Source organism: Peptacetobacter hominis (genome assembly GCF_006861675.1).
GTDB lineage: Bacteria > Bacillota > Clostridia > Peptostreptococcales > Peptostreptococcaceae > Peptacetobacter > Peptacetobacter hominis.
Genome location: NZ_SGJB01000004.1, coordinates 112,846 through 126,398, shown reverse-complemented (window position 1 = coordinate 126,398; position 13,553 = coordinate 112,846). Strand labels below are relative to the sequence as shown.

At 34.4% G+C, this 13,553-nt stretch carries 10 protein-coding genes; 8 read left to right on the top strand and 2 right to left on the bottom strand.

Annotated features, from left to right (window positions below; translation table 11 throughout):
- Nucleotides 1-239: 239 nt before the first annotated feature.
- Nucleotides 240-1,586, bottom strand: coding sequence for an MATE family efflux transporter (locus EXD82_RS03395; RefSeq protein ID WP_142535509.1), 1,347 nt, complete (start codon nucleotides 1,584-1,586; stop codon nucleotides 240-242).
- A 323-nt stretch (nucleotides 1,587-1,909) separates the two neighbouring features.
- Here EXD82_RS03395 and hpf point away from each other — a divergent pair, with 323 nt between their 5' ends.
- The 6 genes from hpf (at nucleotide 1,910) to EXD82_RS03365 (ending at nucleotide 8,964) form a co-directional block, all read left to right on the top strand.
- Nucleotides 1,910-2,458, top strand: coding sequence for a ribosome hibernation-promoting factor, HPF/YfiA family (hpf, locus tag EXD82_RS03390; protein WP_142535508.1), 549 nt, complete (start codon nucleotides 1,910-1,912; stop codon nucleotides 2,456-2,458).
- A 379-nt stretch (nucleotides 2,459-2,837) separates the two neighbouring features.
- Entirely contained in the window at nucleotides 2,838-3,701 is an 864-nt protein-coding gene (locus EXD82_RS03385) for a MurR/RpiR family transcriptional regulator (RefSeq protein WP_142535507.1), read from the top strand.
- A 186-nt stretch (nucleotides 3,702-3,887) separates the two neighbouring features.
- Complete coding sequence (locus tag EXD82_RS03380) at nucleotides 3,888-4,961, top strand: putative 2-aminoethylphosphonate ABC transporter substrate-binding protein (RefSeq protein ID WP_142535506.1); 1,074 nt, start codon at nucleotides 3,888-3,890, stop codon at nucleotides 4,959-4,961.
- A gap of 69 nt (nucleotides 4,962-5,030) precedes the next feature.
- Nucleotides 5,031-6,029: an ABC transporter ATP-binding protein gene (locus EXD82_RS03375; RefSeq protein ID WP_142535505.1), complete on the top strand. Its 999-nt coding sequence runs from the start codon at nucleotides 5,031-5,033 to the stop codon at nucleotides 6,027-6,029.
- 2 nt (nucleotides 6,030-6,031) lie between these two features.
- A complete protein-coding gene (locus tag EXD82_RS03370) occupies nucleotides 6,032-7,750 on the top strand; it encodes a putative 2-aminoethylphosphonate ABC transporter permease subunit (RefSeq protein WP_194149435.1) in 1,719 nt (572 codons plus the stop codon).
- Between the two features lie 53 nt (nucleotides 7,751-7,803).
- On the top strand, nucleotides 7,804-8,964 hold the full coding sequence (locus EXD82_RS03365; protein WP_142535504.1) for a saccharopine dehydrogenase family protein: 1,161 nt from the start codon (nucleotides 7,804-7,806) through the stop codon (nucleotides 8,962-8,964).
- A gap of 67 nt (nucleotides 8,965-9,031) precedes the next feature.
- Here the strand turns inward: EXD82_RS03365 and EXD82_RS03360 are convergent, their stop codons facing one another.
- Complete coding sequence (locus EXD82_RS03360) at nucleotides 9,032-9,478, bottom strand: GNAT family N-acetyltransferase (RefSeq protein ID WP_142535503.1); 447 nt, start codon at nucleotides 9,476-9,478, stop codon at nucleotides 9,032-9,034.
- 204 nt (nucleotides 9,479-9,682) lie between these two features.
- On the opposite strand from EXD82_RS03360, the gene secA reads away from it, so the two are divergent.
- Nucleotides 9,683-12,361 (top strand): preprotein translocase subunit SecA, encoded by a 2,679-nt coding sequence (secA, locus tag EXD82_RS03355; protein ID WP_142535502.1) that lies wholly within the window; start codon nucleotides 9,683-9,685, stop codon nucleotides 12,359-12,361.
- Nucleotides 12,362-12,378: 17 nt separating this feature from the next.
- A protein-coding gene (gene prfB / locus EXD82_RS03350; RefSeq protein WP_142535501.1) for a peptide chain release factor 2 occupies nucleotides 12,379-13,489 on the top strand; the annotation gives its coding sequence in 2 pieces (ribosomal slippage) (nucleotides 12,379-12,453 and nucleotides 12,455-13,489; 1,110 coding nt in all).
- The last annotated feature ends 64 nt before the right edge of the window (nucleotides 13,490-13,553 follow it).

The window sequence follows — 13,553 nt, the reverse complement described above, 5'->3', positions numbered from 1 at the left end:
AAAAGCGGAGAAGTGATCATGGTGCGGCCTAGAAGTAAGACCTACCGATATTCAAAAAATAAATTCAAATCGAGAGAGAGTAGTAGTGAGGCAAACCCGAGCGAACCCTCCAGTAGGCGAGTGTGGGGGCAAAGACCAGGTCAGCTGAACATCATAGTTTAAAAAGCAAAACCCGTATTTACATCCAGTAGATACGGGTATTTTTATATGTAATATAAAGACAATAAAAAATTATTATTCTATCTTGATATTACGGATTTATTTTTCCATTTTCCGCCTTTATATCTGATAAATGATATAGACCGGTTTATCGCCCATCCCAGAGGAACGGCATACCATACAAAAGCAATACCGTATATTGGAGCAAATTTTACCGCGACGAAAACTCTGACAAAAAGATTCAGAAGACTTGCAAATGTAAATACACTCATATCTCCTGCACCCTTCAACACACTGTCTGCACATAGTTTAAATCCAAGAATACAGTAAAACCATCCCACAAAAGTCATATAGGCTTCTGCTGTCGAGAAAGCTGTTGCTGTTCCATTAGATCCAAGAAAAGCATAAACTATACTATTATTGAAAAACTGAAGAATAAAACATATTACAGCAGCAGAGATAATTACCATAAAGTTTGCATATTTGTATCCTGTTTTCACTCTTTCAAAGGAACCTGCGCCTATATTCTGTGCTGTATAAGCGGAAACAGCATTACCTATACCAGTAAGAGGAACTATACAGATTGACTCAACTCTCATTGCAGCTGAAAAACCTGCAAGTGATTCTGAGCCGAAACTATTTACAACCGACTGGACAAGCATCATACCGATGGAAACAGTGGACTGCTGAAGTATAGATGGAAGAGCTATTCTTATAATTGAAAAAAGCTCGGAAGTATCGAAAAAATGAAATTCACTGTTACTTTCAAGAGTTTTAAGAAACTTCACAAATACGATGAATGATGCCAGTGCGGAAATTCCCTGTGCGATAAGAGTTGCATATGCAACACCTCGTACACCGAGTCCAAAGTTTTTAACCAATATAATGTCCAGAACTATGTTGAATACAGATGAGAAAATAAGGAAAACAAGAGGTATTTTTGATTTTCCAAGTGCATTAAACATAGATGAAAGGATATTATACATAAAAAGAAATGGAAGACCAAGAAAATATATTCCAAGATATAAGGATGACATATCCAAAACATTCTCAGGTGTATTCAAAAGGATCATAATTTCTCTGCTTAATAAGAGTCCGAAAAAGCCAAGTAAAATACTTAAAACAGCAAAGGATATAAGTGCTGTCGATACAGCTGTCTTAAGTTTTGAAAAATTTCCGGCTCCAAAATACTGTCCAACTACGACAGAAGCGCCAATACCCCCTCCAATTGCGACACATATGAAAATATTAGTCAGAGAATAGGAAGCTCCTATTGCCGCAAGAGCTTCTTCACCTACAAATCTTCCTACAATTGCCGAATCGACAAGTGTGTATGTCTGCTGAAAAAGATTACCTATTATTATAGGTAATGAAAAAATAAGCAGGGCATGAAGTGGATTTTTCTTTATAAGATAATCTTTCTGCAATTAAATTCACCCCCCTATAAAATACTATACTATAAAATAAAAATATATAAAAAGATATTGGGAAAATAATCAACAAATTAACAACAATACATGTGGAAAAATATGGGAAATAGAATCTCTGTGGATGGGTAATATACACATTTATCAACTTACCAACAAAGTTATACACATTATCAACAGAATAAAAATCCACATAGTCACAAATAAACAGGTATAAAAATAAAAAATATGTCAAATAAAAAGGAATTTTCAGATAAATGTAGAATATAATAATTAAAGATATAAAGATATCGGTAATACGGTATCTGAAAGGAGTTGTCATTATGAACATAATTATATCTGGAAGACAAATGGAATTAACTCAGGGTATAAAGGACACCGTTGAAGCAAAACTTGGCAGATTGGATAAATACATAAGTCCAGATACAGACGTAAGAGTTACTGTAAGTGCTAAAAAGGGAAGACATAAAATTGAGGTAACTATAGCTCCTAAAAATGGTCCTGTAATAAGAGCTGAAGAGGCACAGGATAATCTATATCCTGCAATAGACCTTGTATTTGATAAATTAAAAATACAGCTTAGAAAATATAAAGGAAAAATGCAGAAAAAACATCAGGAAAATCAGAGTATAAGATTTGAATCTGTTGTATCAGATGATATACTTGATGATGTTGAAATAGAAGAAGAGGATACAGAAATCAAGAGACGTAAGAAAATAAGCGTAAAACCTATGACTGAGGAAGAAGCTGTTTTACAGATGGATTTATTAGGACATGATTTTTACATGTTTAAGAATGAGGAGACTGATGAAATAGCTCTTGTATACAGACGTAGAAACGGCGGCTATGGAATAATTGAACAGGAAGATTAAAGATGTATATAAAGACCATTGTATTTTGCAATGGTCTTTTTTTATGCGCAAAATAAGGGTCCAATAAATAAAGATAGATATATAGAATAAGAAATAACAGATATATAAATTAGAAGATTTATATACATTAAAAAAATATTAAAAAGAGATGGATATTTTATAGGATTTTAACATTCTAAAAGTATGAAATTAATATAAAAAATATATAATCAGTTAAAACAAAATAAAAATAAGAAAAACAGGATAAAATTATGATTTATTTTAGAGATAGAATAGCGCAGTATAGTCAGATACAGTGTTCATGAAATAAATGAGATAGAAAATATGTATAAATATTACATAATTTATAGAAAATAATCTAAAAAGGGAGAATAAGGTTATGGAAAAAAATATTAGATTTTTAATTGAATCAAATTACAGTTCGATGAGAAAGTCAGAAAAAAAAATAGCGGAACTTTTTATTGAGAATCAAATATCCGCGAAAGATATAAATATAGATACATTATCCAGAAAAGGAGGAGTCAGCCAACCTACAGTAGTTAGATTTTCGAGGTCTCTTGGCTTTGAAGGATTCAAGGAATTTAAAACATATCTGATTGAAAAAGGTTACTTTAAAGAAGATGATGATGAATACAATCTTATGACACAGTTTGAGATGGATATAAATGATGACATATCAGATGTACCATCAAAAATAATAGCATCAAATATAAAGCAGCTTAAAAACACTTTAAAGAACATATCTTCTGAGGATATTGAAAAAGCTGTATCGGCAATAGATAAAGCCGGCAAAGTAGTTATTTTTGCGTCTGAGAACTCGTGTATTGTTGCAGATGATCTAAGTATTAAGCTTGTTTATATGGGAATTGATGTTATATATAGCTCAGACTATATAAGGCAGTCTGTATATGCTTCAAATCTGAATAAAAACGATGTTGCAATAGCTATATCATATTGCGGGAAAACCAAAAATACAGTTGAAGCTGCTAAAATAGCCAAAAGAACGGGAGCGACAGTAATAACAATCACCAACTCATATGAATCAATAATAAATAAGTATTCGGATATAATAATATGCTCTGGAAATGAAAAAATAATATACAAAGAGGCTATTGTTTCCAGATGTTCACAGCTTGCTATTATAGATATGATTTATATGGGACTTATGGTGAGGAAACCGAAACACTATTCTAAGGTTCTGAAAAAAAACAGTAAGATTATAGAAGAACATGTTATTAAATAATTTAGAAAACATGTTATTGAATACTGAAATTTATGTAAAAAAATTACAAGAAATTGCTCTAATTATTATATTAAGTTAACTATAAATTTAAAAACAGTTAATTAAATGTTAATAATAAGCCTGTATTATTAATGCTGTAAGGTCGAGTGACAGTACAAATTAAAAATAATTAGGGGGAAATTAAAAATGAAACTGAAAAAAAGGCTTCTTAGTATTATGATGGCTGGAGTAATTACAGCATCAGCAATATTTGCTACTGGATGTGGAAGCAATGAAGCAGCATCATCTGAAAATGGAGAAAAAGCTGACAAAGGTGAAATAACAGTTTATACAGCATTAGAAGATGAGCAGGTATCTACTTATCTTGCTGAATTCAACAAAAAATACCCGGACATAAAAGTAAATGTGGTAAGGGAGTCTACAGGAATAATAACGGCAAAACTTCTAGCTGAAAAAGATAATCCTCAGGCGGATATAGTATGGGGAACAGCAGCATCATCTATGATGGTTCTTGATAATCAGGGGGGACTTAAGGAATACGCTCCAGAGGGAGTAGATAGAATACTTCCAGAGTTTAAATCAGACAAAGAGGTTCCTACATGGGTTGGTATAGATGCCTGGGAAACAGCAATAACAGTAAATACAGTAGAAGCTGAAAAACTTGGATTACCGGAAATAAAATCATATAAAGATCTTCTTGATCCAGCATTCAAGGGACATATAGTAATGTCAAATCCAAACTCATCAGGAACAGGGTTCCTTACAGTTTCCGCTATACTTCAGTTAATGGGAGAAGAAGATGGATGGAAATACCTTGAGGATCTTGATAAAAACATAGCCCAGTATACTCACTCTGGTTCAAAACCAGCAAAAATGGCTGCATCAGGAGAATGTGCTGTAGGTATAAGTTTTGGATATGCAGGACTTAGTCAGAAAAAAGATGGAGCTCCTGTGGAAGTTGTATTCCCTGAAGAAGGTTCAGGTTGGGATTTAGAGGCAAATGCTCTTATAAATAAAAAAGAAATAAATCCTGCAGCGTACACTTTCCTTGATTGGGCAATATCAGACGATGCAATGGAACTTTACAAAGTAAACTATCCAATAATAACTACAGATAATGTGGGAACTTATGAAGGATATGAAAATGATCCAATAGATCAGCTTATAGATAATGACTTCTCATGGGCAGCAGAGAACAGAACATCTATACTTGACGAATGGATGAAGAAATTTGATGCAAAATCTGAGCCGGAAGAATAATAAATAATATTGTATCAATAGGCTGAAGGCAGGTTTAAAAAATTAAGAAAGATTTAAGGGGGGCTGAGAATGGCGTTTTTAGAAGTCAAAAATATAGTCAAGGTATTTGATAAACAGACTGCGCTCAACGATGTATCGCTGGAAATAGAAAAAGGAGAATTTATTTCAATACTTGGGCCATCAGGATGTGGAAAAACAACTCTTTTAAGAATAATAGCGGGTCTTGAAAAACCAAGTGACGGAAGTATATTCATAAATGGAAAGGACTGCACAGAACTGGATTCATCAAAAAGAAATTTTGGTATAGTATTTCAGTCGTATGCTCTTTTTCCAAATATGACAGTAGAGCAGAATATTCTATTCGGACTTGAGCAGAGAAAAGAAGTAAGTAAAAAAGAAAGAGTTGAAAGATGCAGAGAAGTGTTGGAAATGGTAGATCTTTATGAGCACAGAAAAAAATATCCATTTCAGTTATCTGGTGGACAACAGCAGAGAACAGCTCTTGCAAGAGCTATCTCCCTTAAGCCTGAATATCTTCTTCTGGATGAACCACTTTCAGCACTTGATGCAAAAGTAAGAAGTAAATTAAGAACAGAAATATGCAATATACAGAAAAAACTCGGAATAACAACGATAATGGTTACACATGATCAGGAAGAGGCACTTACAATGGCTGATAGGATTGTTGTAATGAATAATTCTGTAATAGAGCAGATAGGAACTCCGGGTGAAATATACAGAAATCCTAAATCTGCATTTGTGGCTGATTTTATAGGTTCTATGAACATATATAGAGAAGGAAAACATATCTACGGAATAAGACCGGAAAAGATAATAATGTCTAGTATGTCAATAGACGGTATGGAAAACAGGCCAGGAACAGTAACCAATATAGAGTTCAGAGGAGCGACTACAAGAGTATACGGAGAATGTGACGATAGGAAAGAAATATGTGTGGATCTTATGTCCGATGAAGTGTCTGAGATTGATTTTAATAAAGGTGACAGAGTGGTATTCAATTATACAAAAGATGATATTGTATCATATCTAGATGAAGAGGTGGTGTAGATATGAACAGATTAAAGAAGATTCACCCTTCAGATATTCTGATGTCGGCTATGACGATAATATTTACAATAGTTCTTGTATTTCCGGTTATAAGTCTTTTTTCAAAAGCTATGATAAATCAGGACGGAACATTTGCCGGATTTGGAAACTATATTGAATATTTTACTACACCGGCACTTTCAGTTTCGATAAAAAATACAATGGTTGTGTCTATAGCAACAGCCTTAATAAGTTCTGGCCTGGGATTTTTATATGCCTATGGTCTAACAAAAACAAATATAAAGGGGAAGAATTTCTTCAGATATGCGGCTATGATACCGCTGTTTCTTCCAACTGTTGCACACGGTCTTTCTCTTGTATATCTTTTTGGTAAACAGGGTGTAGTTACGATGTTTGGATTTGATATTGGTCTGTATGGAAGTACAGGGATAATAATGTCGGAAATAATATACACATTTCCTCAGTCATTTCTGATGTTTTATATAGCATTAAAATATGCTGATGGAAGACTTTATGAAATGGCGGATACACTTGGATGCAGTAATTTTACGAAGCTTGTAAAAATAACTCTTCCTTCAGTTAAATATACAGTCATAAACTCTCTGTTTGTATGCTTTGTACTTGCATTCACGGATTTTGGTGCTCCAAAGGTTCTTGGAGGAAACTACAATGTTCTGGCTACCGATATATATAAACAGGTAACAGGTCTGTTCAATATGAATATGGGAGCGGTGGTAGGATCTTTGATGCTTATTCCTGCAATACTCAGTTTTGCAGTTGATAGAATTACTGATGGTAAAAATGGAGATTTTATAAGTTCAAAATCTACAGAGTTTAAAATAAAAAAATCTACAAAAAGAGATATATGTTTTTATGTAATATGTGGAGCGGTTACACTTTCGTTTCTGATTATGATAATGGTTCTTTTTATGGGAGCATTTACAGAATATTATCCATATAGAATGGGATTTACAGTTGATAACTTCAGATTCAACGCATCTACAGGGGGAATCCAGAGTTTTATAAATTCTGTACTTATGAGTTTTTTATCTGCAGTTGCAGGAACTGCATTTGTACTTGTATATGCATATATGATTGAAAGAAGCAAAAGTAACAGATACATAAAGATGATAGGTAAGTTGTTTTCTTCAATACCTATGGCACTTCCGGGAATGGTTATAGGGCTTGGCTTTATATTCTTTTTCAACAATGCAAACAACCCATTGAACTTTATATACGGAACAGTTACAATACTTGTTCTTGCAAATATTCTGCACTTTTATGCAGTGCCGTTTGTGACAGCTACAAGTGCCATGAAAAAGCTGGACAGAGAATATGAAAATGTTGGTGACAGTATGAAGATACCTCAAATAAAGATTTTTTCAAAAGTTGTAGTACCATTATCTCTACCAGCGATACTTGAAATATTCCTTTTCTATTTTATGAACTCTATGGTAACAGTATCCGCGGTGGTATTTCTATATAGTGCAAACTTTAAAATAGCGTCGATAGCTATAACTCATATGGAGGAAGCTGGAGACATAGCCCAGGCAGCTGCAATGAGCATACTTATACTTGTAATAAATGTATTTGCGAGAGGGCTTTATGAGTTTGCTGTTTATAAAATAAGAGTGAAGGAAATTTCAATGAAGAAAGTATCTGAAAAATCAACAAAAAGAAACATACGTAAAATAGATGTGGAATCAGTAAACACAATATAGTGATTTTAAAATAAATTTGTATAAAAAAATATATATAAATCTAGGAGGAAAAAATGAAAGTATTTTGTTTAGGAGCAGCAGGAAAAATAAGTAGAGAGTCAGTACTGGATCTTGTACAGCATTCTTCTTTTGAAAAAATAACAATAGGAGACTACAACCTTGAAGAAGCGAAAAAAGTTGCAGAATGGCTTAATGACGACAGGGTGGATGTTGTTCATATAGATGTAACAAAAGTTGACGAAGCAGCTGAAATAATGAAGGGCTACGACGTTGTAATGGATGGAACACAGATAACATTAAATGGTAAATCTACAGAATGTATAGCAAAGGCAGGTTGTCATGGAGTAAATCTTAATGGATTTGGAGAAGAAAATCAGTGGAATGACTTATTTGTTGAAAAAGGAAAAACATGTGTACCCGGATTTGGTATGACTCCAGGAACTACTCAGATGATGGCTATGCATCTTGCAAATCAGCTAGATGAAGTAGACGAGGTATATGTTTCACATGGTTCATTCAGACCGATAGCATTTTCAAAATCAATAACAGAAACAACTACATATGAATACGATCCTGCACTTGAAAGCAGAGTTGTATTTGAAAATGGAGAATTTATACAGGTACCTCCATTTGCGAGACCAAGAGAAGTAAAGCTTCCTGAACCATATGGAATGACAACTCAGTATATAATACCTCATTCTGAAACAGTTACACTTGCAGAGGCATTAAAAGATAAAAATGTGAAACTTATAGAGGTAAGAGGAACTTGGCCTAAGCAGAATATGAACCTTGTAAGAGGTCTTTATGATTATGGAATACTTAAGAATCCTGAAATAGAAGTAAATGGCAAAAAAGTTGGTCTTATGACTCTTATAGGAGATTACCTTGTAGAGAGTGAAGAAGGTAAGAACACAGAACTATTTGGATATTCACTTCATATAGAAGTTGTAGGAACAAAAGATGGAGTTAAGAAAAGAGGAATAATATACCATACTCATCCAGCATCAGATGGAAGTGTTGAAGGATGGGAAGGATTACGTTCATATACAAGAAACGTTGGAATACCTCTTGCCATAGCAGCTGAAATACTTGCAAAAGGTGAAGTGGAGAAAAAAGGTATAGTAATACCTGAGTATGCATTCAAGCCTGAGGAGATATTTGAGGAACTTGAAAAAAGAGAAATATATATGCATGAAGAGTGGACAGAATTATAATATATTCTGATTTATAAATAGTATAAGAAAAATAAAAACATGCCTCTATTTTATAGAGGCATGTTTTTTAATCTTTATACATTACGACAAGTCCATCTGCTTTTTTAAATCCGTTTTTGATATAAAAATCATATGAATGAAAAGACTCTTCTGTATTAAGAAGGATACCATTTATATTCATATTTTGTAGAAATACGTTGATATTATCGAGAAATCTGCTGCCTATCCCCATGTTCTGAAAATCATTGGATACGTAAAACTGATCTATGTAATATTCAATTCCATTAATCCAAGGTTTTTTCATCCCCAGACTTACAGCTATGATTCTATCCTTGTATATAGCTGCAAAACCTAAAAAAGAATCCATATTTATAAAGTTTTGAATATAATTATCAACCAAATCATCAGAATCATATATGTCATTCCATGGTTCTTTTGAAAAAACATCTCTAAAAAGATTTGCACATTCTTCTATCATGGAAGAATTTAGGGGCTCTACTTTGAACTCTAACATAATTATATCTCCTTATTCTTATAATAAATATAATACAATTAAAATGTATCATAGACATTAGCTATATACAAGTGAGGAACATATCTCTTTGTAATGATACCTATAGATACTAAAATTGTTTGGAATTGGTAAAATATATAATAAAAAGCTGATTTTTATGGTAAAATGAAAGATAGACTAAACTTTAGAGGAGAGATGTAAATAATGAGTTTTTTAGATAGCCTGTTTAACATGGCGGATCGTAAAGATCTGAAGAAATTTGAGAAAAAAGCAGACCTTATAGACTCACTTGAGCCAAAGTTTATGGCTATGAGTGATGAAGAACTTAGAGGTATGACTGATATATTTAAAGAAAGACTGGCAAATGGTGAATCAATAGATGCTCTTTTACCAGAGGCATTTGCTACAGTAAGAGAGGCATCAAGAAGAACACTTGGGCTTAGACACTATAGAGTGCAGCTTATAGGTGGTATGGTTCTTCACGAGGGAAGAATAGCTGAGATGAAAACAGGGGAAGGTAAGACACTTGTCGCTACATGTCCTGTTTACCTTAATGCACTTGAAGGTAAAGGGGTACACGTTGTAACTGTCAACGACTATCTTGCAAAACGTGACCGCGACCAGATGGCAAAAGTATATGAATTCCTTGGAATGACTGTAGGTGTAATAGTACATGGTCAGAGTCCAAAGGTGAGAAAGAAACAGTACGACTGTGATATAACATACGGAACAAACAACGAATTCGGATTTGACTATCTGAAGGATAACATGGTAATACATGAGGAGCAGATGGTTCAGAGAGACCTTCATTATGCAATAGTCGATGAGGTCGACTCAATACTTGTCGATGAGGCGAGAACTCCACTTATAATATCTGGACCTGGGGATAAATCAACTCATCTTTATACAGATGCTAATACATTTATAACAACTCTTAAGCCGGACGATTATGAGCAGGAGGAAAAAGATAAAGCAGTATCTCTTACTGAATCAGGTATAAAGAAAGCTGAAGTTTATTTCAATGTTGAAAATATAACTGATGTTTCACATACAGAGCTTTGTCATCATATAAACCAGGCTCTTAAGGCACATGTAATAATGAAAAGAGATGTAGACTATGTTGCAAAAGACGATGAGATAGTTATAGTTGACGAGTTTACAGGACGTCTTATGTTTGGTAGAAGATATTCAGACGGACTTCACCAGGCGATTGAGGCAAAAGAGGGACTTACAGTTCAGAGAGAGTCAAAAACTCTTGCAACAATAACATTCCAGAACTACTTCAGAATGTACAATAAGCTTTCAGGAATGACAGGTACTGCAAAAACAGAGGAAGAGGAATTCAAGGCAATATACAAAATGGACGTATTCCAGGTTCCTACAAACAAGCCGATGATAAGAAAAGACCTTGCAGATGTAGTATACAAAAGCACAAAAGGAAAATTCAATGCGGTTGCTGATGATATAGCTGAAAGACATGCAAAAAATCAGCCGGTTCTTGTAGGTACTGTATCTATAGAAAAATCTGAAATGCTTTCAGATATACTTAGAAAAAGAGGAATAAAACACGAGGTTCTAAATGCCAAGTATCACGAAAAAGAGGCAGAGATAGTTGCTCAGGCAGGTAGACTTGGAGCTGTTACAATAGCAACAAATATGGCCGGAAGGGGTACAGATATACTTCTTGGAGGAAACCCTTCATTTATGGCAATAAAAGAAATGAAGAGATTAAACTTCACAGATGAAATAATAAACAGAGTAAATGCTGCAAATGAAACTGCCGGAATAGAGGAAAATGAAGAGCTTGATGCAGCAAGAAAAACATACAAAGAACTTTATGAAAAATTCAAGGTTCAGACAGATGAAGAGCAGAAAGCTGTTTTAGAGGCTGGAGGACTTTGTATAATAGGTACTGAAAGACATGAATCAAGACGTATAGACAACCAGCTTAGAGGTCGTGCCGGAAGACAGGGAGACCCGGGTACTTCAAGATTCTATATAGCGCTTGATGATGATCTTATGAGACTTTTCGGTTCAGATAGAATGCAGGGACTAGTAGATAAGGTAGGGCTTGAAGATGATATGCCTATAGAGCATAGATTCCTTACAAAATCTATAGAGTCTGCACAGAAAAAAGTAGAAGGTAAAAACTTTGGTATAAGAAAGCACGTACTTCAGTATGACGATGTTATGAATAAACAGAGAGAGGTTGTATATGCTGAAAGAAGAAGAGTTCTTGCCGGTGAAAACCTTGAAAATCAGATACGGGATATGATACACCAGATGATATCTGATGCTGTTGACGCATTTGATTCAGAAGGTAAATTCGATTCTGATGAATTCAGAAAATACATGTATACTAAATTCATGCCTATTGGAAGTCTTGATGGCGTAGAATTTGAAAAAATGAATTCTATAGAAATAATAGAAAAAGTAAATGAGATAGCTATGGCTCTTTACAGAATAAAAGAAGAACACATAGGTTCTGAAAGAATGAGAGAAGTTGAAAGAATAGTTCTTCTTCAGTCAGTTGATAACCATTGGATAGACCATATAGACGCAATGGATCAGCTTCGTCAGGGTATAGGTCTTAGAGCTTTAGGACAGCAGGATCCTGTTATAGCGTACAAAATGGAAGGATTCGATATGTTCGAGGAAATGAACAGACTTATAAGAGAGGATACTGTAAGATATCTATTCAATATAACAATAGAAGTACCTGCAGAAAGAAAAGCTGTTGTAGATGTTGAAAAACTTGAATCTCCTGATCCAGAGGGAAAATCAGCATCAAAAACACGCCATAACGAAGACAAAAAAGTAGGAAGAAATGATCCTTGTCCATGTGGAAGTGGTAAAAAATACAAAAACTGCTGTGGAAGATAGTGAGAGGATGATAGCAAATGCTTAATATACAGGAGTACAGACATGAGATAGAATCAATGTCTGAAGATATAAAAGAATTGGGTGTTTCCCTTTGACGTGGATACACTCAGAGAAAAAGTAGAAAAAAATGAACACGATATGAACAGACAGGATTTCTGGGATGATAATGAGTCAGCCCAGAAAATCCTTCAGGAAACAAAAATGCTCAATGAAAAAATAGAGGCATATGAGTCACTTGAATCATCTCTTGATGATATACAGGTTCTTATGGAACTGAGCGAGGAAGAGGACGATGATTCTGTGGAAGGCGAAATATATTCATCGATTAAATCTCTTCAGAAGAGAATTGATGAAATGAAGATAAATACTCTTTTAAGCGGAGAGTACGATAGAAACAACGCGATACTTTCGATAAACTCAGGTACAGGTGGACTTGATGCTCAGGACTGGGCACAGATGATACTCAGAATGTACATAAGATGGGCTGAAGGAAGAGACTACAAAGTAAAACTTCTTGATCTTATATCAGACCCTGAGGCAGGAATAAAAAGTGCTACAATTCTTGTGCAGGGAGAAAATGCCTATGGTTATCTGAAAGGCGAAAAAGGTGTTCACAGAATAGTAAGAATATCTCCGTTTGATCCATCAGGAAAAAGACACACATCGTTTGCATCGGTCGATGTGATGCCTGAAATCGACGAGGATATAGAAGTCGATATAAATCAGAGCGACCTGAAAATCGACACATATAGAGCATCAGGTGCAGGTGGACAGCATGTAAATACTACAGATTCAGCTGTCAGAATAACTCATCTGCCTACAGGAATAACTGTACAGTGTCAGAATGAAAGATCTCAGCATCTAAACAGAGAAGTTGCAATGAAGATGCTTGTTGCAAAACTTGTGGCTATAAAAGAGGCTGAACAGAAGGAGAAAATAGAAGACCTTCAGGGAAAATATACACAGATTACCTGGGGAAGTCAGATAAGATCATATGTATTCCAGCCGTATAAAATGGTAAAAGACCATAGAACAAATGCCGAAACAGGAAATGTCGACAGTGTTATGGATGGAAATATAGATATGTTTATAAATGAATATCTGAAGATGAACAAACTTGGAAAATAGACTCTATAGGAGAAGTGGAATTATCGGTATATAGCCGGTTTCACTTCTCCTTTTTGGTGATAAC

What these genes read in the sequence shown, in the direction of transcription:
- EXD82_RS03380 (WP_142535506.1), top strand. Translation starts at nt 3,888, where the DNA reads ATGAAACTGAAAAAAAGGCTTCTTAGTATTATGATGGCTGGAGTAATT.
- hpf (WP_142535508.1), top strand. Translation starts at nt 1,910, where the DNA reads ATGAACATAATTATATCTGGAAGACAAATGGAATTAACTCAGGGTATA.
- EXD82_RS03365 (WP_142535504.1), top strand. Translation starts at nt 7,804, where the DNA reads ATGAAAGTATTTTGTTTAGGAGCAGCAGGAAAAATAAGTAGAGAGTCA.
- EXD82_RS03370 (WP_194149435.1), top strand. Translation starts at nt 6,032, where the DNA reads ATGAACAGATTAAAGAAGATTCACCCTTCAGATATTCTGATGTCGGCT.
- secA (WP_142535502.1), top strand. Translation starts at nt 9,683, where the DNA reads ATGAGTTTTTTAGATAGCCTGTTTAACATGGCGGATCGTAAAGATCTG.
- EXD82_RS03385 (WP_142535507.1), top strand. Translation starts at nt 2,838, where the DNA reads ATGGAAAAAAATATTAGATTTTTAATTGAATCAAATTACAGTTCGATG.
- EXD82_RS03375 (WP_142535505.1), top strand. Translation starts at nt 5,031, where the DNA reads ATGGCGTTTTTAGAAGTCAAAAATATAGTCAAGGTATTTGATAAACAG.
- EXD82_RS03360 (WP_142535503.1), bottom strand. Translation starts at nt 9,478, where the DNA reads ATGTTAGAGTTCAAAGTAGAGCCCCTAAATTCTTCCATGATAGAAGAA.